Raw genomic sequence first — 26,980 nt, forward strand, 5'->3', positions numbered from 1 at the left:
TTTAAATATAATTAAATTTTAACGACATATGCCATCCTAAATCCTATAAATAGGTAGAAAACACGTAATTATCATATAATTACAATGTTCAAAAACTAACAAAAGCGAACTATATCTTCTTTAAAACATGCTAACGGTAGCGCTTAAGCATTAATAAAACTAGATATGCGCTTTCACAGCAGTACCTTCAGAAAAAAAATAATATTAATTCGAATGTTGTAGAGATGTTTTTAAAAATCTAAATGCTTTTAAAAATCTCAGCCCTAAAAGAGATTATATAAAATCGGAACTATTTTAAAGTTTTTGCTCTATGAAAGTATCATTAAGCTTTTTAATAATAGCGCGTATATCTTCAATTTTTCGTGCTCCACCTTTATATTCTTGTAACAACTGCGGTTGTTGCTCTAACAAATCTTCTATCATATTATCTGTAAGCTCAGTTATAATCCCTGTCTGAGTGTCTAATACAATACCTCGCAACTTAGTTGATGCCAAAGCTCCAATCATCCCGAAAGCTGCAGAAACATTTTTATTATCATATTGATCTTCAAAATATACATACCTCCCTAAAAATTTCGATTTTATAAAATATTCTGCTTGGGTAAATTTAAAAACATTTAGGTAGATACTTTCCCCGTCGGAATATCCATAAAGATTTTTAATTCGCTTTTTAGCATTTTGGTAGTACACCATATAATGTTCGAATTTCTTAGTTTCAGCAATTAGTTTGGCATTATAGGCTATCGTGTCTTTAGGAGAGTTACTTACTAGATCATTAAAGCTATAATACAATCCTTCTTTTAAGCCTTCAGAGAAATCTAATTTTCTTATACTTCTTTCAGTATTTGCAATTGGCAAGTCTTCCAATTTCTTCTGTACAGCCACTGCAGCAACTTCATTAATAACTTGGGTAATAGCTTCTAAAATTCTTTCATCGTGTTTACTGGAAACATCCAGACCTTTACCTTCTACTTTTGCAGCATAATTTCCTAAGCTATATTGAATTCCATCTTCGGATTTTAAAAATTCAATTTCCACTTCACAGGTTCCCAACTCAGTCATAGTGGAAGTTCTTTCAGAAATATAAAGTTTATGTATAATCGCTGTAAATTCCTCTTTATTTTCTGAAGGAGGAAGCAATATATTAAATGTATTCTGTAAGTGTATTTCAAAATTTTCACTGAAGTTGGCAACTACTTGCTTATTAAAAGCACCCTTTTGAGTCACTCCAATACCATTTTTTGATACACGGCTATCGATTACTTCGGAAATATAAAAGCTCGAAACCGAGAGTTTTTCCTTAGGCTGAAGCTTTACCGAATAAGCATCTTTTTGACATATCCCTTTAAAAGAGATTAATGAAAAGATTAAAAAGAAAATTATAGAAGTTGATTTCATAGTTATTTAAACATTAGTGTTTTACAGTTTAAACATACTTATAAATCTGATTCGTTTTTATTTTGTTTTGAAAATAATTTCCCTTTAAAATCAAGGCTTTTAGGAAGTTTTATTTAAAACCTTTACTGAAATTTATATCTAAAAAATCGCACCTCCATAAAATTCTCGATATTTTCATCTCTACATAATCAGATTCACCTTTTTCCCGTTAAGTTGTAGTTCCTATTGATTTTAAGGTAAATTCAAAATAGATTAAATTAGCGATCCTATAATTTTTATAATTTATGATGTCCCAAACTCTATTGAAGAAAATAACATTTTTCAGCATTATTATATGTTTAGCTTCTTGTGCTAGTGTTTCAAAAACCGAATTTTCTCAGCAGTCTAATAAACAACTAGCAAAGCATATTATCCTCATAGGTTCTGATGGTTTAGGGGCTTATGCTTTCGAAAAAGCTAAAATCCCAAATCTTAGAAAGATGATGAATAATGGAAGTTATTCACTAAAAGCAAGAGCAGTTCTTCCTTCCTCAAGTGCTGTTAATTGGGCATCTATGCTTATGGGCTCAGGCCCCGAGTTGCACGGATTTACAGAATGGGATAGTAGAGAACCCGAATTACCTTCAGCAACACTTGGGAAAAGCGGGATCTATCCTACTATTTTCAGTTTGGTAGATACTCAGCTTCCAAATGCGAAAAAAGGGGCTTCATATACTTGGGGCGGGATCCGGAATGTATTCGAAAGAAAATTAGTAGATATGGATTACAATGGTTCTACAGATGAAAAAACCCTAGAGCATGCATTAGAATTTATTACTGAAGAAAAACCTGTGTTCACTTTTATTCATTTAGATGAACCAGATCATACTGGCCACAAACAAGGATTTGATTCTAACGAATATTACGAAGCGGTAGAACATATGGACTCCTTAGTTGGTGAAATCTTATCTAGTTTAGAAGAAAATAAGCTGATGGATGAAACGTTAATAATTTTCACTGCAGATCATGGTGGGAATAGAAAAAGTCATGGTGGTAAAACCTTGAAAGAGGTTGAAATTCCGTGGATAGCTTATGGTAAAGGAATTTCCAATCAAGGAAGAATAAATAGCACTATTGTTACTTACGATACTGGAGCTACCATTGCCTATTTGTTGGGTCTTCAGATCCCTGAATCTTGGAGAGGAAAGCCGGTTACAAATATTATAAAAAAATAATACTTAACTCATTACTACTCATTTGCATCTATTTATTTTAATTTAGGAGAAATAACTTTTCAAAAACTTCCTTGCCTCCTATTAGCAATCGTTATTGCTAGTAAAGTTTTATGAAGTAAAATTAAATAAGATGCATACCAAACGTGAGACTCCCATTGAGCTATCTAAAGAGGAATTTAAAAAAGTAGGCTATCAATTAATCGATAACATTTCAGAATTTTTAGAAACTATCGATAAAAGACCAGTTACAAAAGGGGAAACGCCTAAGCACTTACAAGAACTATTAGGAACAGCAAGACTTCCTGAAAATGGAACTTCTGCAGAAGAGTTAATGGCAAGCACCACTCAACTTTTATTAGACCACTCTCTATTTAATGGGCATCCTAAATTCTTAGGATATATTACCTCATCTGCTGCACCTGTTGGGATCTTGGCCGATCTTTTAGCTTCCTCATTAAATCAAAATGTCGGTGCTCAAATTCTTAGTCCTATTGCTACAGAAATTGAAAAACAAACAGTAAAATGGCTGGCAGAATTTATTGGAGTTTCTTCAGAATATTCTGGAATTTTGGTTAGTGGTGGAAATATGGCCAATTTCACCGGGTTTCTTGCTGGGCGTACCGCAAAGGCTCCAAAAAATATCAAGGAAGAGGGAATGTTTGGAAGTGATAAATTAAAAATTTACTGTTCTAAAACCACACATACTTGGGTAGAAAAAGCGGCTATTTTATTCGGCTTAGGCTCTAAATCTGTACGGTGGATAGCCACAACAGAGAAGAACAAAATGGACAATAAAATACTAGAAAAGACCATTGAAGAAGACCTCATTGCAGGATATAAACCTATAATGATAATAGGAACTGCCGGTGATGTGAGCACAGGCGTTGTAGACCATTTGGATGGAATTGCAGAATTATGTAAAAAACACGATCTATGGTTTCATGTAGATGGCGCTTATGGTGTCCCGGCAGCTGTTATTCCAGATCTTAAGCCTATATTTAATGGCCTGCAGGAAGCAGATTCCATCGCATTAGATCCACATAAATGGCTGTATAGTCCCTTAGAAGCTGGATGCACTTTGGTTAAAAATCCGCAACATTTAATAGACACCTTTAGCTCACACCCCGAATATTATAATTTCGGTAAGGACGAAGTTGGATCTGCTACAAATTTCTACGAATATGGACTTCAAAATTCCAGAGGATTTAGAGCTCTGAAAGTTTGGCTTGTCTTACAGCAAATAGGACGCAGCGGTTACGAAAAAATGATCCAACAGGATATTCATCTGTCCGAATTGTTCTATGAATTAGCTAACAAAAACAGAGAATTAGAAGCTGTTACCCAAAATTTAAGCATTACTACGCTAAGATATATTCCTTTGGAATTAGATATTCCAATAGAACCCCTATATCTAAATACTCTTAACGAAGCACTGCTGGATGAGCTTCAAAAAGGAGGGGAGGTATTTCTTTCTAACGCTATCGTTCATGACAAGTACTGTTTACGTGCTTGTATTGTTAACTTTAGAACTTCAGAAAAGGATATAGAAGAAATTATAACTATAATAACAAGAGAAGGCAAAAAGATGCATCATAAACTAAAGAATATTTAGCCTATTGAGGTTCTTTAAATACTTCCAAATAACATTAATATATTAAATGATACATGCCCGAATTGAGAACATTTCAGAAATAAAACTAGTTGGTAAAAAAATAAACATGTCGTTTTCCAACATCCAGACACCAAAGCTTTGGAAAAGTTTTATGCCGAAGAAATCACAAATAGCAAATACTTTAAATGATAACCTCTTTTCTGTAGAGGTATATAGCTCTTCAACATTTTTTGAAACCTTCGAACCTACAACAGAATTCGAAAAATGGGCTACAGTTGAAGTTTCGGACTTCAAAGCCATCCCTCCAGAAATGGAAACACTATGCATTCCTGCTGGAGAATATGCTGTATTCAATTATAAAGGATATGGCAGTAAAGCTTCGAATATATATAGAAGTATCATTCAAGATTGGTTCCCTAAGTCTGAATATCAATTAGATCATCGTCCGCATTTTGCTGTGATGGGTGAAAAGTATAAAAATGAAGATCCGACCTCGGAAGAGGAGTTGTGGTTTCCAATCAAGGAAAAATAAACTTAAATTTAAAAATGAAATTATTACAAACATTCTTCCTAAGCATTATACTTAGTTCCTCCTTCATTGCACAGGAAATAGAACTCAAGCCGCAGTTTCCTTCACAGCAGGAAAAGACCACTGAGATTTCTCTGGTTATCTTAGGAAATGTGCAAGATGCTGGGTTCCCTCATATAGCCTGTCAAAAAGATTGCTGTACGGCTCTTTTCGAAAATCCTGATAAAAGCAGAAAAGTTGTTTCCTTAGGTATTCTTGATCCATTAAATGACAAAAAATATCTTTTTGAAGCCACTCCAGATATCACGTCTCAATTAAAACTTTTTAAAAATTATGCTTCGGAAAATTCTAAAGAAGTTCCAGATGGAATTTTCTTGACTCATGCGCATATTGGACATTACACTGGCTTGATGTATTTTGGAAAAGAAGCTATGAATGCGTCAAATATTCCAGTTTATGCTATGCCTAAAATGAAAGTGTTTTTGGAGAGTAATGGTCCCTGGAGTCAGTTGATGGTTAATAAAAACATTCTAATTCATGAATTAAACCATAAGAAAGAGCTTGTGTTAAGTAAAGATCTTAAAGTGATCCCATTTTTGGTACCTCATCGGGATGAATATTCCGAAACTGTAGGTTATAAGATCCTTGGCCCGAACAAGAAGGCACTTTTTATTCCGGATATCGATAAATGGGAGAAATGGGATACTGATATTATTAAAGAAATAGCAGACGTAGATTATGCTTTTCTTGATGCAACATTTTATGATGGAGCAGAGATCAATAATCGGGATATCTCCGAAATCCCACATCCTTTTATCATTGAAAGTATGAAGCGGTTTTCTGGTTTAAGTTCCGAAGAGAAGAACAAGATCTATTTTATTCATTTTAATCACACCAATCCAGCACTGGATCCTGAAAGTTCTCAAACTAAAATTATTTTACAGAAGGGTTTCCATATTGCAAGGATCAATGAAACTTTTCAACTCTAATAAAATCAAAGACATGAGTATTAAAACTATTAGAAAGTTCTTCATTTTAATTATTGGTTCAATGTTCATTTCCTGCTCTACCGTTAAGCAACCAAAAGAATATGTTCCGGATAATGCTGAATTATACAAGGAAATAGTAGCAATGGACACAGAGTTTTTTGCTGCTTATAATAGTTGTGACTTGAAAAAGCAAAATGAGTTTTATTCAGATTCAATTGAATTCTTTCATGATCAAGGTGGATTAATGACCTCTAAAAAAGGGATTTTAGAAGCTACAGAAAAAAATATCTGCGGAAAGGTAACTAGACATTTGGTGCCTGGAAGTATTGAAGTGTATCCTATAAAAGATTTTGGAGCTATAGAATTTGGCGAGCATACTTTTAAAAACAATCAAGAAAGTTCGGACACAACTTCCCGAATAGGGAAATTTGTGATCTTCTGGCAGAAAAAGGAGTCCAAATGGGAGATCACTAAAGTGGTTAGCCTTCACTAATTCGACATTTACTTTTGTTGAAAACATCTATTCAAACATTTATATTTTCTTTAATATTCCGCTGAATTGTAGTTTGCAATATTTTAGTAATTTTCATTCTCAATAAATCCCGAAAACTTTTAAATGGAAATATTTCTGCACCCCGATGCGTGGATCGCACTACTTACTTTAACCTTTATGGAGATCGTTTTAGGGATAGACAATATCATTTTCATTTCTTTAGTAGCAGATAAACTACCCGAACATCAGCAAAAAAGAGCTCGAATTGGTGGGCTAGCTGCGGCATTAATAATGAGGGTTCTTTTACTTTTAAGTATTACCTGGATCATTGGACTTACCAAGCCAGTTTTATCTTTAGGAGAATTTGAGTTAAGTTGGAGAGATCTTATTTTAATAAGTGGAGGAATATTTCTCTTGGTAAAAAGCACTTTGGAGATTCATCACAAGGTGGAAGGTCATGTTGAAGAACATACTGTTAAAAAAGCAAGTTCTTTTGGTTATGCAATTCTTCAAATAGTATTATTAGATATCATATTTTCATTCGATTCTATCTTAACTGCCATCGGTTTAACCGAGCAAATATTACTAATGATCATTGCAGTAATGATCTCTATTGTGGTTATGATGATCTTCGCTAAAGCAGTTGGAGATTTTGTTTCCAAACATCCTACCATACAGATCCTAGCTTTGTCTTTCCTTATTTTAATTGGAGTTATGCTTATAGTAGAAGGGGCACATTATCATGTTCCAAAAGGATATATCTATTTTGCAGTCTTCTTTTCTCTATCTATAGAGATGTTAAATATGAGATTTAGAAAGAAGAATACTTAAGAATGCTGTATTACTAGAAAATTTCATAGTGGATCGGCTTAAAACTACCTCCATTACTATCTTCAGCAGAACAAGCTGTTAAGGCCACAATTAGATCCATTTGAGCTTCAAAAAGCACATAATCTCCTGCTTTACTTAAAGGTGGCTCTACACTCAACTTTCCATCTGCTGCAAACTGCACATTCATAAAAATATTGAAAGCGGTAGGCACATCATCCGGTTGGATATTGAATTTTTCGAGATTGGTATATAAGTTCTCAAAACAACTTGGATGATATTCGGGATTGTTATACATGATCTGGAAAGTCTCCGGACTGCATGGTGCTAAAAGAAAATCATTTCTCCCATTAGTATCTTCTAGGATCTCCATCATTTTTCTACTTCTATTACTCCATAGAAAATTTCCTTTCGTGATGAGAATATTCTCTTCAAAATCTAAGGTTTTTCCTGAAGAGATCTTTTCTCGAGTATCTTCAGCATTAAAAAGAACCATATCACTCACCTGTTCTCCTTGAGGATCTACAACTTTTAATTTTTGCCCTTTCTTCAATGTAAAGGCAGCTCCCGTTTGTTTCTTAATAATTTCCATTATTCTCTTCTCTAATATTTTTACTCAATTCCTTACTCAAGGCATCGCCCTCATTTAAATTATGGATCACAGCATTTACATCTTCTTTTTTATAAGATTGATGTAATTTGGCTACTCCTTCAATTTTAAAAGGTTCTGCCCAAAACCCTGTGATCAATGGAAGATGATCTTCTAACATTTGCTTAGGTATATCTTTATAATACAATGGCTGCGTCTGATCTTTTTCAAACTCCTGTACTAAATTATCTAAAGAACTCACGAGCTCTTCTCGTGTCTGCAATTTTAATTTAACATTTACGTGAACTGCAGAGTAATCCCAAGTACTAATATCTTTTTCCTGATACCAAGAGGAGGAAATATATCCATGAGCTCCTTGAAAGATCATCAATGCCTCTGCATCATCTTTTAAATACTGAAGTTGTTCATTATGATTAGCTATATGTGCATATAGCCTGAAGTTTTGAGAATTCCCCTCTATGAGCACTGGAATGTGTGTGGCCAATAAACGCTCCCCTTTCAAAATAAAACTTGCGAAAGGATGTTGTTTTATAAATTCGAATAAATACGCTGGATCTTGCTTCTTATATTTCTTGGGCTGATACATGAATTACATTTTCCCTGAAAGAAACGGACATTTCCATTCTTCTCCAACTTTTCTTCCACTGTATTGCTTTGCTTCACTACTCTCACCAAAATCCTCAAGCACCGGGTTTATATTTCCTTGTAGTTCTACATCCCGTTCTCTAATTTTATCTCGTACAACTTCATAAGTGCCCATCTCTCTCAGCTTTTCGAACTGCCAGTGCAAATTGAAAGCGATCGCTGGATATGGAGTTTGCCTCGCCATTCTCGAACTGTTTGGATGTAAACCAACAATATAAAATGCTTTTCCTCCTAAACTGAAACTAAAATCTTTATTCGCAGGGTCATCACTCACCGCAGGATCCCAAGATTCTGTATCTACTTCATGTAAAAAGTCTAACTGCTTCCAAAGTATATCTTCAAATTGTTTTTCAGTAAAGGATTCTCTTCCTTTAAATACAGCCATGAAAGTGAAGAATTCTTTGGATTCAAAATCATAATTAGAAATGTATTTTTTTAAATCTTTAAGAATTTTGATTGCTGTATTTTTAGATCCAAAGTTATCGTAGACATGAAAATCTACTTTATCCATACTAAAAACGGTCTGAGCCATAACGCAGGGATGATTTTGATTGATTATAAAATCTTCAAATTCGGCTTTAATCTTTTTAGTATCATCTAAACTTAAGCGCTCTGCATTAACTTTTTTTTCAACTACAGCTCTCATTTTATTGAATTTTTGGTTGTAAAATGTAAATTTATATGCGAAAGGGTCATTATCAAAGGTGTTTAAGAAGAAATTAATCTAACTTTAAAAAAGATTAACATGCTATGGAAATAATTAAAATATTCATCGCTGGAGTGGTAGCAACTTCTCTGATGACTGCGTTTAGCTATATTGTTTCAGCAATAATTAACAAGCAGTTCAGAGAACCAGAACTACTTAATATAATCCTTTCCAAATCTTCATTTTTCAGGTTAGAATTATCTAAAAAAAGTAGTGCTGGATGGATATTACATTATCTTATAGGCTGGCTATTTGTACTGATATTTGCATTGGTCTGGGATATAGAACTTATTCCAATATCTATAATTTCAGGTGCAATATTAGGTTTTGGAGCTGGAATTATTGGGGTGTTTGGGTGGAAGATTTTCTTTGCCTTGAGTAGCGATCCGCCGAAAATAGCATGGAGCGAATACTACCTGCAATTAATTATTGCTCATATTATTTTTGGAATAAGTACTGCTGTAGTTTATATAGTTTGGTAGATCATTTTTCACGATAACGTAACATGAGAAAAAGCATCATTCCGTTCAAGGCTAAAGAAACTCCATTAGTTACAATTATTGGCATATCTTTTTGGGTAATTCCATAAACCACCCATAAAAAAACTCCTACTATTAAAATACTGAACATACCAGGGGAAATGTCCTCGACTTTTTTAGTTTGTAAAGCTTTTTTTATTTGCGGCACTACTGCAACAGTTGTACAAATTCCGGCCACTAAACCTAAAACATCTGTCCATTCCATCGTTTCAGTTTAACGTTTCACACCCTTTAGCAACCATTCCTCTAAATTACTATCATCACTTGCATGTAATACCGAAATATCTCCAGTGGTTTCAAAAACAACAGCCTTAATCTGAGACATTTGTGTAACATTCGCTTCTCTTAATTTAGAGCGCAGATCAGATTCCGTTACTCTTGCTTTCCTAAGATTATCTTTCAATATCTTTTCCCCATCCATTAATAATAGAGGGGTGTTATCTATTGCTTTTTGAAAGAATTTGAAACGCCTGAATAAAGCTGCGGATATTTGCAAAATATAGACTATTGCAAGTCCCACAATCCCTTGTAACAAACTAATAGATTTTGAAAGAATAGTGCTTGCTATTATAGAACCAATAGCAACCGTCATTGCAAAATCAAAACTGGACATTTTTGAAAAACTACGTTTTCCGGCAATCCTTGTGAAAATTATTACAGCAATATAAATTCCAATTGCTGAAATGCAAATTGCCACTAAAGAAGTTCCCGATGCCTCGAACCATTTTTCCATAAATTTTTTTTTCTTATTTATATTTTAAAGTTATCGTTTAAATTTATAATACTCCAAATAAGGATGCGGTATGTTTTCTACAGAATGTTTAATAGCATCCATACCAATTTCACTAAAAGTGATTCCATTTTCTCCAAAACCTAAGCTTTGTTGTGTCTCACATCTATATTTATAGGGTCTTCAAATTAAATTGATATTTTTTTAGCTGCCAACAACTTCTCCTCCGTTTACATGGATCACTTGGCCGGTAACATAACTACTGTCCTCACAAGCCAGATATACAAAGGCAGGTGCTACTTCGCTTGGCTGTCCGGCTCTACCCAAAGGGGTGTCCTGTCCGAAATCTGAAACGTCATCAAAGGTAGACGGAATTAGGGGCGTCCATATAGGCCCTGGAGCTACTGCATTCACTCTAATCCCTTTTCCTGCTAACATTTTAGATAGGGATCTAGTAAAAGTTACAATAGCGCCTTTGGTGCTGGAATAATCTAACAAATGTTCACTACCGCGGTACGCCGTTACAGAAGTGGTATTAATTATAGTAGCTCCCTCTTTTAGATGCTGCATAGCTTCTTTTACAACATAAAAATAAGGGTAGATATTGGTTTCGAAGGTTTTGTGAAGTTGTGCTGAGCTTATATCTTCAATATTATTTTTTGGTTCTTGAAAAGCTGCATTATTCACAACAATATCTAAGCTTTTGAATTCTTCAAGACATTTAGAAATTATTGATTTACAAAATTTCTCTTCTTTGAGGTCTCCTTCGATAATTAAACATTCTTTCCCTTCCTTTTCCACCATTTTTTTGGTTTCCAAGGCATCCTCATCTTCCTTTAAATATACAATTGCAATATTTGCTCCTTCTCTAGCAAAATGAATTGCTACACTTCTACCAATTCCACTATCCCCTCCAGTAATTAAAGCTGTTTTATTTTGAAGTTTATCACTTCCTTTATAGTCTTTTCGAATAATCTCTGGTTGTGGGCTCATTTTATATTCAAAACCAGGTTTCTTCTGATCTTGATTTACAAATTCCTTAGGCTTGTCCATCTTATTACATGTTTAGATTATTATGTGAAATTAAAAAGCAACCCATTAAAAAAAATGTTAAGTAATGATAAGACTTTCTAAACAAGTAATATATATTTGAAAAATGAATCCTATCTATAAAATTGGTCATCGCGGTGCGAAAGGTCATTGTACCGAGAATACATTAGAGAGTATTAATCTAGCCCTGGAAATGGGTGTAGATGGTATAGAAATAGATGTTCATCTATGTGCATCTGGAGAATTGGTGGTTTTTCACGATTTCACCTTAGACCGATTAAGTGATGGTTTTGGAGAAATTAGCACCAAGAGCTATGAGCAACTTCAGCAATTAAGACTTAAAGGAGATTATAAAATTCCTTTACTTACTGAAGTTTTAGACCTTATAGAAGGTAAATGTTCTATCAACATAGAACTTAAAGGTCAACATACTGCTAAAGGAACCTGTGCAATTATTTCAAAATATATAGATAAAGGCTGGGAATATTCCAGTATTCTTGTTTCCAGTTTTCAAGAAAATGAATTGCTGGAAGTAAAAAAAATAAACAGCAACATTCTTATCGCGATACTAAGTAAAGCAAGTGTAGAGGAAGCAATAGAATGGGGCAAGGTCCTAAACGCTACAGCTATACATCCTTCTTTAGGCATTATAACCAGACAAAGTGTTATAGATGCACATAATGAGGGATTTAATGTAAATGTCTGGACGGTGAATGAGCCGGAAGATATTGCCAGAATGATCGAGTTTGGAGTAGATGGAATAATTTCAGATTTCCCAGACAGATTATAATTTCTTTTATTTCCTCCTTCCCTTCTGCTGCAAACCTATAAATTTGCGCTTTCAATTTTCTCTGAATGAACTACGATATTATTATAATTGGTGGAGGTGCTGCAGGATTTTTTACTGCGATCAACGCTGCAGAACTAGATCCTAATGCCAAAATATTAATTTTGGAAAGAGGGAAAGAAGTGCTTACCAAAGTGCGTATTTCGGGCGGGGGAAGATGTAATGTAACTCATGCGGAGTTCACTCCTAGCGAGCTCATAAAAAAATATCCAAGAGGAGAAAAAGAACTTCGCGGCCCCTTTCATTCCTTTATGACAGGAGATACTATTGCCTGGTTTGAGGAACGCGGTATCGAATTAAAAATTGAAGAGGATGGACGAATGTTCCCTGTCTCGGATTCTTCGGAAACTATTATAAATTGCTTTCTTTCTGAAACCCAGCGTTTAGGTATTAAGATCCTTAAAAATCATTCTGTCCAAAATATCACTTCAGAAAACGAAAAATGGCTTATAAATACTAGTAATGGAGACTTCTCTGCTGAAAAAATTCTGATAGCCACAGGAAGTAATCCTAAGATATGGAAGATGCTAGAAAGCCTAGGGCATCAAATGGAAGCTGCAGTACCTTCGTTATTCACCTTTAATATAAAAGATGAGAGAATTAAAGATCTTCCAGGCGTTGCGACTTTTGCTTCGGTAAAAATCCCGGAAATAAATATGGAGGATGAAGGTCCTCTTTTAATTACGCATTGGGGTCTAAGTGGTCCAGCCATTTTAAAACTTTCTGCTTGGGGTGCAAGAGAATTGAACGAGCTCGATTATAAATTTAAGATCCAAGTAAATTGGCTCGCTCAGCAAAATTCAGAAGAAATTCTGGAGCAACTTTTAGAACTTAAACTGAAACATGCTAAGCAACAACTCTCAAAATATGCACAATTCGATCTTCCGAAACGCTTATGGAAAAGTTTAGTTCTTGCTTCTAAGATAGCTGAGACCGATATTTGGGCAGATATTAATAAAAAACAATTAGTCTTACTTAGCGAGCAACTTACAAGATCTGAGTTTTTGGTAGACGGAAAAAGTACTTTTAAGGAGGAGTTTGTAACTGCTGGTGGGATAAAACTTAATGAAGTGAACTTTAAAACCTTTGAAAGCAAACTTCAGAAAAATGTATATTTCGCAGGGGAGGTTTTAAATATAGATGCGATCACCGGCGGGTTTAACTTTCAAAATGCATGGACTGGCGGATACCTAGCTGCCAAAGCCATGACAAGTTAAGAATAAGAAATATCACAAATTCAGTCGCCAGATCTCAAAATTCAGAATTGCGGCAAATACCACCCAGATAGCATACGGCACTAATAAATATGCTGCGGTTTTATTGACTATTTTAAACCACTTTATGGTAAAAATTAGAACGATAAAAAGAAGTATAATATCCAATAATGCCCAGAATGGTTTTTGCATCCCAAAAAAAAGTAAGGACCAAGAAGCATTCAGCAAGAGTTGAAAAACGAAATGATAAAGGGCAGTTTTCACCCATTTATGATAAAAACCTTTACTCCATACTATTCCCGCCGCTATACCCATTAAAATATAAAGAACTGTCCAAACCGGCCCGAATATCCAGTTTGGCGGATTAAAGCTAGGTTTATTAAGCTGTAAGTACCAACCTCCAATACTAGTTTGCGTAGCAAGAGAACCCAAAAAACCAATAAACAAGCAAACGGCCAATGCAAAGGATATTCGTAAATAGATTTTAGAAGTCATTTTAATTGGTTTGCTAGCCTAAAATAGGCAATTATTTGAAATTCTAAGTTATCATCTCTTAACTAAAAAAGTATATTTGTGTAAAATTTTAGGAGCATGCAAGCACAAGATTTTATACCACAATCTAAACTAGAGACAATTGATACTGGGAAAGTAACTTGGCAATCGCCTAGCAACATTGCATTGGTAAAATATTGGGGTAAAAAAGAAAATCAGATCCCTGCAAATCCTTCTATTAGTTTTACGCTGAATAACTGTAAAACAATAACCAGCTTAGAATTTACTAGTACAAAAGATTCTGAGAAAAAAAGTGATCTTTTTAATTTTGAGTTTTATTTCGAAGGACAAAAAAAAGAAGATTTTAAGCCTAAGATCTATACCTTTTTTGAAAGAATAGTAGAGTTTTGTCCTTATTTAAAGGAATATCACTTTACTATAAATTCTGAAAACACCTTTCCACATAGTAGTGGGATTGCCTCTTCTGCCAGTGGAATGAGCGCTTTGGCCTTGTGCATTATGAGTTTAGAGAAGCAACTTTCTCCTAGTATTTCTGAAGATTACTTTTATAAAAAAGCGTCATTTCTTGCTCGCTTAGGCTCTGGAAGTGCCTGTAGAAGTGTACAAGGAAAAATAGTTGTTTGGGGTGAACATGAAGGCATAGAAGGCAGTTCCAATCTTTTTGGAGTAGCCTATCCAAATGAAGTGCATGAAGTTTTTGAAAACTATCAGGATACTATTTTATTGGTAGATAAAGGAGAGAAAAAAGTGAGTAGTAGTGTTGGTCATAATTTAATGCATGATCATCCTTTTGCTGAAGAGCGTTTTAAACAAGCTCATAAAAATTTAGCTGCTTTAAAAGAAATTTTTAAGTCTGGAAACTTAAATGAGTTTATAGAAATAGTGGAAAGTGAGGCCTTAACATTGCATGCAATGATGATGAGCAGCAATCCTTATTTCATATTAATGAAGCCTAACACATTAGAGATCATCAACAAAATATGGGCATTTAGAGAAGCAACTGGATTACCCGTTTGTTTTACTTTAGACGCTGGTGCCAATGTTCATGTTTTGTATCCTGAAAAAAATAAAACAGAAATCTTTCAATTTATTGAAGACAAACTACTTGGGTATTGTGAGAAAAATCAATTTATATCTGACAGTATAGGTTTAGGTTCAAAAAAATTGTAGTTTTAATTGATTATATTTGCCTCGCAATCTATTGTTTAGAACTTTTCTAAATTTAGAATATTTATACGCTTATGAAAGGACCATTATTTTACTCTAAGATCTTACTTTTCGGAGAATATGGGATCATCAAGGATTCCAAGGGGTTATCTATACCATATAACTTTTATAATGGTGCTTTAAAGGTGGATGAAAATCCATCAGAAGAGGCGATAGAATCTAATAAAAGTTTACTACGCTTTGCTAAATATTTAGGAGAATTAGAAGTAGCTAATCCTTCTTTAGTACATTTCAATTTAGAAGAATTAAACAAAGATATTGCAAAAGGAATGTATTTTGACTCTACGATCCCTCAAGGATATGGAGTTGGGAGTAGTGGCGCCTTGGTTGCTGCTATTTATGATGAATATGCTACAGATAAGATCACGGTCTTAGAAAATCTGACTAGAGAAAAATTATTAAAACTGAAAAAGATCTTCGGGGAAATGGAATCTTTTTTCCATGGAAAATCTTCTGGATTAGATCCTTTAAACAGTTATTTAAGCATCCCTATTTTAATAAATTCTAAAGATAATATTGAGCCTGCTGGAATTCCATCTCAAACAGAAAATGGAAAAGGCGCTGTGTTTTTATTGGATAGTGGTTCTATAGGTGAAACTGCGCCAATGGTACAGATCTTTATGGAAAACATGAAACAAGAGCCATTTAGAAAAATGGTGAAAGATCAATTCGTAAAACATACTGATGCCTGTGTAGATGATTTTTTACAAGGCGACATTAAATCTTTATTTGGAAATATTAAAAAGCTTTCTCACGTTGTATTAGACAACTTTAAGCCAATGATACCAACACAATTTCATAATTTATGGAAACAAGGAATAGATTCTAACGATTACTATCTAAAACTTTGTGGTTCTGGTGGAGGTGGCTATATCTTAGGTTTTACAGAAGACATAGAAAGGGCAAAAAGATCTTTAAAAGATTATAATTTAGAAGTGGTTTACAACTTCTAAAATTTCCTAAACTACATGGCGTCTGCTAAAAATAAACGATTACTACTTAAATTGTTGAGTTTGTTTTCGGTAGTACGAGGATATAATATTCTCATCCTTGTTTTTGCTCAATATTTAACTGCTGCATTTATATTAGCGCCAGATCTTCCACTAAGAGATGTTTTTTTTGATCCTAACCTCTTTTTTCTCATACTTTCTTCGGCAACAGTAATTGCTTCAGGATATATTATCAATAATTTTTATGATAGTGAGAAAGATTTAATAAACAGGCCAAAAAAGACAATGCTGGATAGGCTTATTAGTCAGCGAACAAAACTTTCGGTATATTTTATTCTGAATTTTGCTGCTATCTTCTTCGCCAGTTACGTGTCTTTTAGAGCGGTAGTCTTCTTTTCGATCTACATATTCACCATTTGGTTATATTCCCACAGGATTAAAAAAATCCTTTTTCTGGGGAATATCATGGCAAGCATCTTAGCTATTACTCCATTTTTTGTAGTATTTATTTATTATAAAAATTTTGAAACCGTTATTTTCATACACGCAACTTTTCTTTTTATTATGATCGCAATGCGAGAAATGGTAAAGGATCTAGAAAATTTAAAAGGAGATCTAATTCAGAATTATAAAACCATTCCGGTAGTCTATGGTGAAAAATGGAGCAAGTTTTTTCTTTCTGTCCTCACTGTTCTAGCTGTTATTCCAATTCTACTCTTAACTACAAGATTCGATACCGGTTTAATGGATTATTATTTTTACACTTCATTACTTCTGCTTATATTCTTTTTGTTATTTCTTTATTTTAGCAATGCGAAGTGGCAGTATTTAATATTACATAACATACTTAAATTTATAATTGTAGCGGGAGTTTTTAGTATCCTACTTATAGATTACAAAGAAGTTTTTAATAGAGTTTTTTAAGAATACAAATCTTTAAGTGTTAAAATATAAAGAGAAAGATATATCTAGTATCTTTGCAAAAAATTAGCGATATGGGAAGGAATGATAATTCTTCAGGAAAAAAGTTTAGTGGAAGACAAGGTGGTGGGCCAAAGAAAAAATCTATGGCTAGAGGAAACGCTCCTGTTAAGAAAGATTCCGCCCCAAAAAGCGCTCCTAAAGCTGCAGTAAAAACAGCTGCTAAAACTGGCCCAAAGCCAGAAGGAATAAGGCTTAATAAATACATCTCTAATTCTGGAGCTTGTTCTCGTAGAGATGCAGATATCTATATTGGTGCAGGAAATGTAACTGTAAATGATAAGATAGTTACAGAAATGGGATACCGAGTAAAACCTAACGAAGAAGTAAAATTTGACGGTAGACGTGTAACTCCAGAAATGCCAGAATATATTCTTTTGAACAAACCTAAAGGATTCTTTACTACTGGAAGTTTAGAAAAAGGTTCTAGAACCGTAATGGATCTAATATCTAGTGCAACTAAATCTAAAGTAGTACCTGTTGGAAAACTGGACCGTCAGGCTACTGGTCTTTTATTATTCACTAATGACGGGACTTTAGAAAAACAACTTGGAAAACCTAAGAACGGTATTAGACAGATCTATCATGTAGAACTTAGCAAGCCTATTTCTTTTGAAGAATTGAAAAGAATTGAAGAGGGTGTTACTCTAGAAGATGGAAAAGTAAAAGTTCAAGAGGTAAGTTATATAGACAATAGACCTAAGAATGAATTGGGAATAGAGACCAATAGTATAAAACCACACGTGATCCAACGCCTATTCAAAAGCTTAGGTTATGAGGTAGAAAAGTTAGATAGAGTGACTTTTGGCGGACTTACAAAAAAGGATCTTCCAAGAGGAAATTATAGATTTCTAACTAAACAAGAGATCATAAATATTAAAATGCTGTAGACCTTAACTCAAAAATGTAATTTCAACTAACATTTTTTATACATTTGCTTGACTAATAAGTGAATTGCTTTTTAAAAATTCACTTTTAGCGATAAGTAAAGTAGAGATTTTCAGATTTAGAATTAAATAAACTCAATTGATAACGTTGATGTTATTTTTAAGTGAAGCCACTGAGCTTCAGGTTTTTAATTCAGCTTTAGGCTCGACAAATCTCAGCGCGCTTACATTTAGCGCCTTCCCATCAAATTATCTTAACAATAATTTACAAGTCAATCCTTTTGACAGTATAATTTAATCCCTAATTTTTAACCAACAATTAAAACACAGCATTGAACACAAAATATCGCGATTTAATAGAGCAAACTTTTTATTTTCCTCAGGAAGAATTTAAATTAGAAGATAATGAGCTGCAATTTCATGGTATAGATCTTATGAAATTAGTAGAGCAATATGGTGCACCACTTAAGTTCACCTATCTTCCAAAGATTTCAGAGAATATAAATCGAGCAAAAGAATGGTTTAAGAACGCAATCAAGGAACATGATTATAAAGGAAAATATAATTACTGTTACTGTACTAAAAGCTCTCATTTCGAACACGTTTTAAACGAAGCTTTAAACAATGATATTCATATTGAAACCTCATCTGCGTTCGATATTAATATCGTTCAGAAATTAAAAACATCAGGAAAACTTCATAAAGATGCATATGTAATATGTAATGGTTTTAAAAGAGACCAATACATCACTAATATTGCAGATCTTTTAAATGGAGGACATAAAAATTGTATCCCAGTTATAGATAACTACGAGGAGATCGATCTTCTTTCAGAAAAAATAAACGATCCTTATAAAATTGGTATAAGAATAGCTTCTGAAGAAGAGCCAAAATTTGAGTTCTATACTTCCAGATTAGGAATTGGATATAAAAATATTGTTCCTTTTTTCAATAAAAAGGTAAAAGACAATCCACAGGTAGAGCTAAAAATGCTTCACTTTTTCATTAACACCGGTATTCGCGATACAGCCTATTACTGGAATGAGTTGAATAAATGTTTAAAGGTATACATAGATCTTAAAAAGGTATGTCCAAGTTTGGATAGTTTGAATATCGGCGGTGGATTTCCAATAAAAAATTCTCTAGCTTTTGAATATGATTACCAGTATATGGTGTCTGAGATCATAAATCAGATTAAACTTACTTGTGAAGAATATGAGGTAGAAGTACCTAATATTTTTACCGAATTTGGATCTTTCACAGTTGGAGAGAGTGGAGGAGCTATTTATGAGATCCTTTATCAAAAACAACAAAACGATCGTGAAAAGTGGAACATGATAAATTCATCTTTCATAACTACGCTTCCAGACACTTGGGCTATAAGCAAGAAATTTGTAATGTTGCCAATAAATAGGTGGAACGATGAATATGAGCGTATTTTACTAGGAGGACTTACATGTGATAGTGACGATTATTACAACTCTGAACAAAATACTAACGCGATTTATCTTCCGAAGTATAAAAAGGAGAAACCACTTTATATTGGTTTCTTTAATACAGGTGCTTACCAAGAAAGTATTGGTGGATTTGGCGGATTACAACACTGTTTGATCCCACAACCAAAACACATACTTATAGATAAGGAAGAAGATGGCACTTTAACAACTAAAGTATTTAGTGAGCAACAGAACGCCGAAGACCTATTACACATCTTAGGTTACGATAGAAACAAATAGATTTAAAAAAATTTATAACTTTAACCATTACAAGTCAACTTAAAACTTTTAAAATCAAGCAATGAGCAAAAAGAATTACGCCGGGATACCAGAAAAATATGCACGCCTAGAGGATGCACAAGTGGTATTAATCCCTGTTCCTTATGATGGAACAAGCTCCTGGCAAAAAGGCGCAGATAAAGGACCAGATGCTTTTTTGGAAGCTTCAGAAAATATGGAACTTTTCGACATTGAAACCCGTTCAGAAGTTTACAGAAAAGGTATTTACTTGGCTCCGCCGGTAACTGAGAATTCTTCACCAGAAAAAATGGTAGAAGCTGTTCAAAAAACAACTAAAAATTACATAAATCAAGAAAAATTTGTAACAATTTTTGGTGGTGAACATTCTGTAAGTATTGGAACAATTAGAGCGTTTAATGAAGCTTTTCCGGATCTTACGGTAGTGCAACTAGATGCTCATGCAGATCTAAGGCCAGAATATGAAGGTTCTAAATGCAATCATGCTTGTGCGCTTCACGAAGCGAGTAAAACGACCAATCTTGTACAGGTAGGAATTCGATCTATGGATGTTTCTGAACTAGATCATATGGATGAAAACCAAGTGTATTTTGGTGATGATCTTTATGAAAACTGGACAGAGGATGCTATTGGACAAATGACGCCAAATGTATTTATCACGATAGATCTTGATGCTTTTGATCCATCTATTATGCCATCTACAGGAACCCCAGAACCAGGAGGATTACTTTGGTATGAAACTCTAGATTTCCTGAAAATGATCTTTAAAAAGAAAAATGTGGTAGGATTTGATATTGTAGAGCTTTGTCCTAACGATGTGGATAAATCTTCAGATTTTCTTGCTGCAAAATTATATTATAAAATGTTGAGCTATAAGTTCAAATATTTAAATCATAACCCAGACGAAGACGACGATGAGTAAAGGAGCGATTTCAGAATTTATTAAAAAGTACTATTTACACTTTAATGCCGCTGCTCTTGTAGATGCCGCTGAAGCATACGAAAAGCAATTAGCTGGTGGTTCTAAAATGTTGGTTTCTCTTGCTGGTGCAATGAGTACTGCCGAAATAGGAAAAATATTTGCAGAGATGATCCGTCAGGATAAATTGCAAATTGTTTCTTGTACAGGTGCCAATTTAGAGGAAGATGTAATGAATCTTGTTGCGCATTCTCATTATAAAAGAGTGCCTAACTATAGAGATCTTACACCTCAAGATGAGTGGGATCTTTTAGAAAAAGGTTTGAATAGAGTTACAGATACTTGTATTCCAGAAGAGGAAGCATTTAGAAGAATTCAGGAGCATATCGTGAAGATCTGGAAAGATGCTGAAGCTGCCGGAGAGCGTTATTTTCCGCATGAATACATGTATAAACTATTACTTTCTGGAGTATTAGAAGAATACTACGAAATAGATATTAAGGATTCTTGGATGTTTGCTGCTGCAAAAGCAAATCTTCCAATGGTTGTTCCGGGTTGGGAAGATAGTACCATGGGAAATATTTTTGCTTCTTACGTTTTAAAAGGCGAGCTAAAAGCAAGTACGATGAAATCTGGGATCGAGTATATGACCTTTCTAGCTGATTGGTATACAGAAAATTCTAAAGAAGGAATTGGTTTCTTCCAGATTGGTGGAGGTATTGCGGGAGATTTCCCAATATGCGTGGTGCCAATGTTATATCAAGACATGGAGCGTACAGACACTCCTTTTTGGAATTATTTCTGCCAGATCTCTGATTCTACAACCAGTTACGGATCTTATTCTGGAGCGGTTCCTAATGAGAAGATAACTTGGGGAAAATTAGATATTAATACTCCAAAATTCATTATAGAAAGTGATGCTACCATTGTAGCTCCATTGATTTTTGCATATTTACTAGATATGTAATCGAGTTTTAAGAAACATTTAAGCTGCTTATTAGAAGTTGCGTCACTCGGAATCTTATTTTTGAAGAACTAATGGTTTTTCATCATTTCCGAAGACCCTCTTTTAATAAGCAGTTTTTTATTGAGCATATTTTTATCAGATTATTAAATGAATACTTGGATTATATACAGCATTGGATTTCTGGCACAAATGCTCTTCTCTACCCGATTAATTACACAATGGCTACTTTCTGAAAAGGCTAAAAAAGTAAAAACTCCCACTCTTTATTGGAAACTGAGTTTGCTGGCCGCCATCCTCCTATTTATATATGGATATCTTAGGGACGATTTACCAATTATGATTGGCCAAATATTGATCTACGGTGTTTATTTTAGGAACTTAAAGCTCCAAGAGGAATGGAAAAGTTCCAGATTGATCTTTAAGATAACGGTATTTCTCGCTCCTGTTCTTATTGCTGGTTATTTGCTTTTATATAGTGAAAAACAATGGAGTGATTTTCTGCAGAATGAAAACATAGCTCTTTGGCTAATTCTCTTGGGAATTATTGGACAATTGGTGTATACCTGCCGATTTATTTACCAGTGGATCTATTCTGAAAAACACAATAAATCCAGCTTACCTAAAGGTTTTTGGATCTTGAGCCTTACTGGCTCTGCACTTATTTTTACCTATGCTATTTTCAGAAAAGATCCCGTACTATTAGCAGCTCACTTCTTTGGAGCCATTGTTTATATTAGAAATTTATTCTTGATTAAAAAGAACAACAATTAAATCTTTTCTAATTTTTTTCTACTGAAAAGTTCCCAACCAAATACTGAAAATACTATCAGATATTCTAGAGCTACTAGCCACAGGTTTTCTTGGAATCCGTGTGCAGTGTACGCACTATAACTTAAGATCACCAGAAAGCTCCAAACATATATATATTTATAGTTTGTGAAAATAGAAAGCATTAAAGAAATTGCCAAATACCATGGATGTACCGTTGTAGAAAAAAATAAATAAGCTGTAAAGCCAAAAAGCATCGCTGTTATCAACTTTTCAAGGGAATTGTTTTTTCTAAAGAGCGACAAACCGGCCAACATCGTGATTGTGACCAATGGGAGCACTTTTCCAGCCGTTTCTATAATATTATAACCCTTAACTTGAAATCCTACCCAACGTACGACATAGTAGAAGCTAGCATTAAATTCGAATTTTTGAAACCAGAGGCCAATCGTAGCCATAAAATTTTCTATAAATGCTCCAGACAGAATTGGCAAAAAACCTAATGCAACCGTAATTCCAACAATTAAATAGAATCCTACCAACTTAGCTAAACCAAGTTTCGCATCATTCGGTTTGTTTTGAATATTCTTTCTTTCATAAATAAAATAACCAAAGAATAATGGCAAGAACATGAGTGGCACTAACTTCAGTAAAACCGAACAAGCAAAAATGATCGCACTTCCTATCCACTTTTTTTGCTGAAGTAAATACAAACTCCAAACCAAGAAGAAAACCATTACCCCTTCAAAATGAAGATTTCCTGTGAGTTCTATAATAATAAATGGATTAAGCAGATAAAGAAATATTCTGGATTCTGGCAATTTGAGCTCCATCAGCAATTTTCTTCCGAAGTATAAAACACCAATATCTGCCGCAATAATCAACATTCGTAAAACTATTACAGAACCTACTATACTTTTCCCAGCCACAGCACCTGCTAATGAAAACAACAACTGATTTAAAGGTGGATAATTAGTATAATGACTTGCATTAAGCGCTCCCATTCCATTAAACAATTCTTTGGCTTGAGCGATTGGAGCCGTCCCCAATTCGATTAAATTCTCCGGCAAATATAAATAAGGATTAAATCCTGCTGCGATCATTCTTCCATCCCAAATAAATCTATAGAAGTCTTGAGATAAATTGGGCATCGCCCCGATAAAGAGAGCTCTAAATAGCAAGGCAATACCAGCAAGAAACCAAAAATTTACTTTTTCAATTTTATAAAGCTTCCAACTTAAAAAGAATGCGCCAGAGTAAAGGCCAATGAGTTTTATAAAATCAGAGCGTTCCAAGTCGTATGCAAAAGAAAAGTAAAATACCGCAGTAGTTGCAATAAGCAACAGTGACATTTTATGCAGTTGGAAAAATTTCTTCATTCAGGAAATATAATTCTTTAAAGAAACGGAAAATTTAGATTCTGAAATAATAGATGCTTCGACATCCCGATAGCTATCGGGACAGCATGACATTCTGGTTATAAAAATTATAAATAATGCTGTCAGTCTGAGCTTGTCGAAGACTGCTATTTAAGTTTTAAACCAAACTGTCGAAACATCTCGATCCCGATAGCTATCGGGACGCTGGATGTGACTACCCCCTTTAAAGTTAGAAATTAATAAAAGTCGCAATGCGACTAGTCTACGATGTTCATTTTCTTCAGCAAAAAGGAAGCATTCATATTCTGGCAAACTCCCTCTTTGAACTTATAGTCGAAAAACAACTCATCATTAACGATCTCTGCATCAAAATAGTGATTTTCTACTTGGTTCAATTCATCTGAAACTTCACATAAACTTAGATCATGAGTAGCAATAATACCAGTAGACTTGGATTTCACCAATTTCTGAATAAATTTTCTAGAGCCTATCGCCTTATCTGTGCTGTTTGTTCCTTTCAAGATCTCATCTAATATGATAAAATATTTATCTTCCTGAATTTCATTTACGATATACTGTAAGCGCTTTAATTCAGAAAAGAAATAAGACTCATCATCGCTCAGTGAATCTGTGGTTCTCATACTTGTTATAAGTTTGATTGGCGTGTACTCACTTTCTTCTGCACAAACAGGAAGTCCAATATTAGCCATAACAATGTGAAGCGAAACGGTTCTTAGAAACGTACTTTTCCCTGCCATATTCGCCCCAGTAATGATCATGAAATGTTCATTTTCTATAAGCAGATCATTGTCTACTCTCTTTTCAGGATTCAACAATGGATGACCTAATTTTGTGGCTTTTATAATAGACTTGTCCTTATGGATCTCTGGGAAACTATAATGTGCATGATTAAATGCGAAATTTCCAAGACTGTTGTAAGCGTCTATAAATTCTATCACCTCAAACCATGTTTTTACATTTTCATGATTCGAAATTATCCATTTTTCAAGTCGAAGTGTTTGTCTAAGATCCCATAAGAGAAATCCATTTCCAACAGCAATGAAAATGGCGTTATTTCGCTGATCTAAAGCATCGATGGCTTTGGAAAACGATTTCAATAATTTAGACGCTTTTGTCGCTTCCGCTTTTACAGCTAATTGTTGCTTTTTTAAGATCTCCGATTTAAAACTAATAGACTCGATCATTCCTAACAACTGATAATATTGATGAAATGTATCTTGTACTTTCCTAACATTATTTGCCATCACATTTATCTTCTTCACATAAACCCCCGTAATTCCCCAGCCTACTAAAAACCAGGCAAAGACTAACCATCCGTTTACCATTTGGGTATAATACCCAGCTATAAGTAATATAGAAATTGCAGTAAAGACCCAGCTTAGATAAAACATAAATTTAGGAACAAATGTTTTGTAACTGGCTAACCAAGCAAGCACATTGGAAGAGTTAGTTTCAGTTTTAACCAACTTGGCAACTGCAGAAAACTCCTGTCTCCATGTTGCTTTATCGGCCAATTCCTTTATAGCTTCTTGCTTTTCATCTATATTATCTATAGAATTTTCGGTAAGAATACTGGCTAACTTTTTCTTTCCGTCTTTTAAGGAAGTTCTGTTTAAATATTGGAAGAAAGATCCTTTTCCAAAAAGATCTATATCTTGGCTAAAAGGATGATCATGATCTTCGAATTCTTTTCCGGTTGCTAAATGAGAAAAATTCCTGTTTAGAACTTCCAGCTCCGTTTCATTGAGTTTTACAAGTTCATCTATTTTATTGCGTTTGTACTTAAGATCTGAATGGCGCGAAACCAAAAATAAAAAGATCCCAAATCCCACCACTCCAATTAAGGCAGCGATCTTCCAGTCTGGATAAAAGTAATAGATACCAAAAGCAGTTCCCAGAAAAAGAATTAGACGCAACATGCTAGACAAGTTAATTTGCCTGTTTGCGTCTAATAAATGCTTTTGTTGGGTTGCCTTTTCTTGAGTATAAAAATCGAATGCTGTCATGAACTTATAGCTATAATTATAGTAGATCCAGCTCCTGTTTTAGTTTCTTAGTTAAACCTTCACGTATCAAATTATAGGAGTGATCTACGAGCTCGAAGATAAGTGTTTTTTGAAGACTGCCGTCTAATACCAAGGTATTCCAGTGTGCTTTATTCATATGATATCCAGGAAGAATGTTTTCTGGATGCTCTTCCCGCAAACTAATTGCTCTTTCAGGATCGCATTTTAAATTTACTCTTAATGGTACCTCATCCAAAGAAGCAATGGTAAATATCTTTCCCATCAACTTAAGAACAAGATTATCAGGTCCAAAAGGCAAACCCTCGGTCACCCCTTTCTTGGAAAGACAATAATCTCTATAAGTTTCTATGTCCATAATTTCTAAGATTATTTTGCTCTTTTAGCCTTGCAGAAATACTGAGATTTCTCGACTCCGCTCGAAATGACATTGTTATTTGTAACCTCCTATTATAGATTGTCATCCCGACGGTAGGAGGGATCTATATTTTATAAATTGCCAATAAATCACTTCCCTAGAAGCAAACTTCGACTTCCCGATAGCTATCGGAACAGATTGATAAAACTATTTCGAGATCTTCGCGGGCACTTCTGAAGCTACTTCTAAAGCTGAATAATCTAATTTCCACCCGATGGTTTCTACGATCTTTTCCATTAGAAGAATAGTCCCTAAAGCCTCTTTTTCTGCTTTTTCAAGCAAGCCGCTTTGAGGGATCTTGTCTACAATATGTTTTTTTGAATCTCTACTAATATCGGTTAGATCTGAGGTAGTAAAAGGATTTGCCCAACCTTCACGCTTGTCGTAATATTTAAAATCGGTCTCTACCGTTAGCAACTCGGGTTTAGGGAAATTGGTGAGAATGATCTTCTTATTTTCTATATCACTATCCATTCGGATTTTACTTAAATCAAAACCCACATGAGCTTTCGCTGTAATAAGAATGATCGCTTTTTTCTTCCCTAAAAGCAAGCTCACGTACTTGTCTTTTAGATTTTCATAATGATAGATCTCAGAAAAATCTCCTTCAACAGAAATAAACTTGCAGACACTCTTGATCTTATCCATCAAAATAATAGATTGCTCATCTGACCTCGATCTATTTTTCTGGCTATTTAGCTTTGAAAATAGAAAATAGGCCAAAATGGCTCCAGCGGCAAGTCCTATAAAAAGATACTCCATATTTCA

At 34.2% G+C, this 26,980-nt stretch carries 29 protein-coding genes; 17 read left to right on the forward strand and 12 right to left on the reverse strand.

Features of this window, described 5'->3' with window-relative positions; all coding sequences use genetic code 11:
• Nucleotides 1-294: 294 nt before the first annotated feature.
• Nucleotides 295-1,398 (reverse strand): hypothetical protein, encoded by a 1,104-nt coding sequence (locus BC962_RS00410; protein ID WP_121343964.1) that lies wholly within the window; start codon nucleotides 1,396-1,398, stop codon nucleotides 295-297.
• A 302-nt stretch (nucleotides 1,399-1,700) separates the two neighbouring features.
• Between BC962_RS00410 and BC962_RS00415 the strand changes: the two genes are divergently transcribed.
• The 6 genes from BC962_RS00415 to BC962_RS00440 all read left to right on the forward strand — a co-directional run bounded on the left by BC962_RS00415 (nucleotide 1,701) and on the right by BC962_RS00440 (nucleotide 7,066).
• A complete protein-coding gene (locus BC962_RS00415; protein WP_245983940.1) occupies nucleotides 1,701-2,612 on the forward strand; it encodes an alkaline phosphatase in 912 nt (303 codons plus the stop codon).
• Between the two features lie 130 nt (nucleotides 2,613-2,742).
• Nucleotides 2,743-4,224, forward strand: a complete 1,482-nt coding sequence (locus tag BC962_RS00420; protein WP_121343966.1) for a pyridoxal phosphate-dependent decarboxylase family protein — start codon at nucleotides 2,743-2,745, stop codon at nucleotides 4,222-4,224.
• 46 nt (nucleotides 4,225-4,270) lie between these two features.
• On the forward strand, nucleotides 4,271-4,756 hold the full coding sequence (locus BC962_RS00425; protein ID WP_121343967.1) for a GyrI-like domain-containing protein: 486 nt from the start codon (nucleotides 4,271-4,273) through the stop codon (nucleotides 4,754-4,756).
• Nucleotides 4,757-4,770: 14 nt separating this feature from the next.
• Nucleotides 4,771-5,742, forward strand: a complete 972-nt coding sequence (locus BC962_RS00430; RefSeq protein ID WP_121343968.1) for an MBL fold metallo-hydrolase — start codon at nucleotides 4,771-4,773, stop codon at nucleotides 5,740-5,742.
• Nucleotides 5,743-5,755: 13 nt separating this feature from the next.
• Nucleotides 5,756-6,235, forward strand: a complete 480-nt coding sequence (locus tag BC962_RS00435) for a nuclear transport factor 2 family protein (protein WP_121344900.1) — start codon at nucleotides 5,756-5,758, stop codon at nucleotides 6,233-6,235.
• 123 nt (nucleotides 6,236-6,358) lie between these two features.
• A complete protein-coding gene (locus tag BC962_RS00440) occupies nucleotides 6,359-7,066 on the forward strand; it encodes a TerC family protein (RefSeq protein ID WP_121343969.1) in 708 nt (235 codons plus the stop codon).
• A 13-nt stretch (nucleotides 7,067-7,079) separates the two neighbouring features.
• Here the strand turns inward: BC962_RS00440 and BC962_RS00445 are convergent, their stop codons facing one another.
• Genes BC962_RS00445 through gntA form a run of 3 tightly spaced genes read right to left on the reverse strand, consistent with a single transcriptional unit; the run spans nucleotide 7,080 to nucleotide 8,964 of the window.
• The gene (locus tag BC962_RS00445) at nucleotides 7,080-7,655 is read right to left on the reverse strand and encodes a DUF1989 domain-containing protein (RefSeq protein ID WP_121343970.1); all 576 of its coding nucleotides are present in this window, start codon (nucleotides 7,653-7,655) and stop codon (nucleotides 7,080-7,082) included.
• On the reverse strand, nucleotides 7,642-8,259 hold the full coding sequence (locus tag BC962_RS00450; protein ID WP_121343971.1) for an FMN-binding negative transcriptional regulator: 618 nt from the start codon (nucleotides 8,257-8,259) through the stop codon (nucleotides 7,642-7,644). Before BC962_RS00450 ends, BC962_RS00445 begins: the two co-directional genes overlap by 14 nt.
• Nucleotides 8,260-8,262: 3 nt before the next feature.
• The gene (gntA, locus tag BC962_RS00455; RefSeq protein WP_121343972.1) at nucleotides 8,263-8,964 is read right to left on the reverse strand and encodes a guanitoxin biosynthesis heme-dependent pre-guanitoxin N-hydroxylase GntA; all 702 of its coding nucleotides are present in this window, start codon (nucleotides 8,962-8,964) and stop codon (nucleotides 8,263-8,265) included.
• A 104-nt stretch (nucleotides 8,965-9,068) separates the two neighbouring features.
• On the opposite strand from gntA, the gene BC962_RS00460 reads away from it, so the two are divergent.
• On the forward strand, nucleotides 9,069-9,506 hold the full coding sequence (locus BC962_RS00460) for a hypothetical protein (RefSeq protein WP_121343973.1): 438 nt from the start codon (nucleotides 9,069-9,071) through the stop codon (nucleotides 9,504-9,506).
• Nucleotide 9,507: 1 nt separating this feature from the next.
• On the opposite strand, the gene BC962_RS00465 is transcribed toward BC962_RS00460, so the two are convergent.
• From BC962_RS00465 to BC962_RS00475, 3 genes are all read right to left on the reverse strand, one after another.
• On the reverse strand, nucleotides 9,508-9,768 hold the full coding sequence (locus BC962_RS00465; RefSeq protein WP_121343974.1) for a SemiSWEET family sugar transporter: 261 nt from the start codon (nucleotides 9,766-9,768) through the stop codon (nucleotides 9,508-9,510).
• 9 nt (nucleotides 9,769-9,777) lie between these two features.
• Nucleotides 9,778-10,296, reverse strand: a complete 519-nt coding sequence (locus BC962_RS00470; protein ID WP_121343975.1) for a DUF421 domain-containing protein — start codon at nucleotides 10,294-10,296, stop codon at nucleotides 9,778-9,780.
• 201 nt (nucleotides 10,297-10,497) lie between these two features.
• Nucleotides 10,498-11,346, reverse strand: coding sequence for an SDR family oxidoreductase (locus tag BC962_RS00475; protein ID WP_121343976.1), 849 nt, complete (start codon nucleotides 11,344-11,346; stop codon nucleotides 10,498-10,500).
• A gap of 103 nt (nucleotides 11,347-11,449) precedes the next feature.
• Here BC962_RS00475 and BC962_RS00480 point away from each other — a divergent pair, with 103 nt between their 5' ends.
• The gene (locus BC962_RS00480) at nucleotides 11,450-12,133 is read left to right on the forward strand and encodes a glycerophosphodiester phosphodiesterase (RefSeq protein WP_121343977.1); all 684 of its coding nucleotides are present in this window, start codon (nucleotides 11,450-11,452) and stop codon (nucleotides 12,131-12,133) included.
• Between the two features lie 65 nt (nucleotides 12,134-12,198).
• A complete protein-coding gene (locus tag BC962_RS00485; RefSeq protein WP_121343978.1) occupies nucleotides 12,199-13,407 on the forward strand; it encodes a BaiN/RdsA family NAD(P)/FAD-dependent oxidoreductase in 1,209 nt (402 codons plus the stop codon).
• Nucleotides 13,408-13,419: 12 nt separating this feature from the next.
• On the opposite strand, the gene BC962_RS00490 is transcribed toward BC962_RS00485, so the two are convergent.
• The gene (locus BC962_RS00490; RefSeq protein ID WP_121343979.1) at nucleotides 13,420-13,899 is read right to left on the reverse strand and encodes a TspO/MBR family protein; all 480 of its coding nucleotides are present in this window, start codon (nucleotides 13,897-13,899) and stop codon (nucleotides 13,420-13,422) included.
• Between the two features lie 96 nt (nucleotides 13,900-13,995).
• Between BC962_RS00490 and BC962_RS00495 the strand changes: the two genes are divergently transcribed.
• The 8 genes from BC962_RS00495 to BC962_RS00530 all read left to right on the forward strand — a co-directional run bounded on the left by BC962_RS00495 (nucleotide 13,996) and on the right by BC962_RS00530 (nucleotide 22,373).
• Nucleotides 13,996-15,087, forward strand: coding sequence for a diphosphomevalonate/mevalonate 3,5-bisphosphate decarboxylase family protein (locus tag BC962_RS00495; protein ID WP_121343980.1), 1,092 nt, complete (start codon nucleotides 13,996-13,998; stop codon nucleotides 15,085-15,087).
• A gap of 71 nt (nucleotides 15,088-15,158) precedes the next feature.
• Nucleotides 15,159-16,097, forward strand: coding sequence for a mevalonate kinase family protein (locus tag BC962_RS00500; protein ID WP_121343981.1), 939 nt, complete (start codon nucleotides 15,159-15,161; stop codon nucleotides 16,095-16,097).
• A gap of 15 nt (nucleotides 16,098-16,112) precedes the next feature.
• Complete coding sequence (locus tag BC962_RS00505; RefSeq protein ID WP_121343982.1) at nucleotides 16,113-17,018, forward strand: geranylgeranylglycerol-phosphate geranylgeranyltransferase; 906 nt, start codon at nucleotides 16,113-16,115, stop codon at nucleotides 17,016-17,018.
• A gap of 71 nt (nucleotides 17,019-17,089) precedes the next feature.
• Nucleotides 17,090-17,965: a pseudouridine synthase gene (locus BC962_RS00510; RefSeq protein WP_121343983.1), complete on the forward strand. Its 876-nt coding sequence runs from the start codon at nucleotides 17,090-17,092 to the stop codon at nucleotides 17,963-17,965.
• Nucleotides 17,966-18,294: 329 nt separating this feature from the next.
• Entirely contained in the window at nucleotides 18,295-19,698 is a 1,404-nt protein-coding gene (locus BC962_RS00515) for an arginine decarboxylase (protein ID WP_121343984.1), read from the forward strand.
• Between the two features lie 61 nt (nucleotides 19,699-19,759).
• The gene (speB, locus tag BC962_RS00520; protein ID WP_121343985.1) at nucleotides 19,760-20,638 is read left to right on the forward strand and encodes an agmatinase; all 879 of its coding nucleotides are present in this window, start codon (nucleotides 19,760-19,762) and stop codon (nucleotides 20,636-20,638) included.
• Complete coding sequence (locus BC962_RS00525) at nucleotides 20,631-21,602, forward strand: deoxyhypusine synthase family protein (RefSeq protein ID WP_121343986.1); 972 nt, start codon at nucleotides 20,631-20,633, stop codon at nucleotides 21,600-21,602. The genes speB and BC962_RS00525 overlap by 8 nt, the downstream gene beginning before the upstream one ends.
• 147 nt (nucleotides 21,603-21,749) lie before the next feature.
• Nucleotides 21,750-22,373 (forward strand): lipid-A-disaccharide synthase N-terminal domain-containing protein, encoded by a 624-nt coding sequence (locus tag BC962_RS00530; RefSeq protein WP_121343987.1) that lies wholly within the window; start codon nucleotides 21,750-21,752, stop codon nucleotides 22,371-22,373.
• Here the strand turns inward: BC962_RS00530 and BC962_RS00535 are convergent.
• From BC962_RS00535 to BC962_RS00550, 4 genes are all read right to left on the reverse strand, one after another.
• Entirely contained in the window at nucleotides 22,370-23,749 is a 1,380-nt protein-coding gene (locus BC962_RS00535; protein ID WP_245983943.1) for a mannosyltransferase, read from the reverse strand. The two genes, BC962_RS00530 and BC962_RS00535, sit on opposite strands and share 4 nt — an antisense overlap.
• 257 nt (nucleotides 23,750-24,006) lie before the next feature.
• A complete protein-coding gene (locus BC962_RS00540) occupies nucleotides 24,007-25,776 on the reverse strand; it encodes a MutS-related protein (RefSeq protein WP_121343988.1) in 1,770 nt (589 codons plus the stop codon).
• 16 nt (nucleotides 25,777-25,792) lie between these two features.
• Complete coding sequence (locus tag BC962_RS00545) at nucleotides 25,793-26,152, reverse strand: MmcQ/YjbR family DNA-binding protein (protein ID WP_121343989.1); 360 nt, start codon at nucleotides 26,150-26,152, stop codon at nucleotides 25,793-25,795.
• Between the two features lie 207 nt (nucleotides 26,153-26,359).
• A complete protein-coding gene (locus tag BC962_RS00550; protein WP_121343990.1) occupies nucleotides 26,360-26,974 on the reverse strand; it encodes a DUF4230 domain-containing protein in 615 nt (204 codons plus the stop codon).
• Between the last annotated feature and the right edge of the window lie 6 nt (nucleotides 26,975-26,980).

The organism is Gillisia mitskevichiae, assembly GCF_003634585.1.
GTDB lineage: Bacteria > Bacteroidota > Bacteroidia > Flavobacteriales > Flavobacteriaceae > Gillisia > Gillisia mitskevichiae.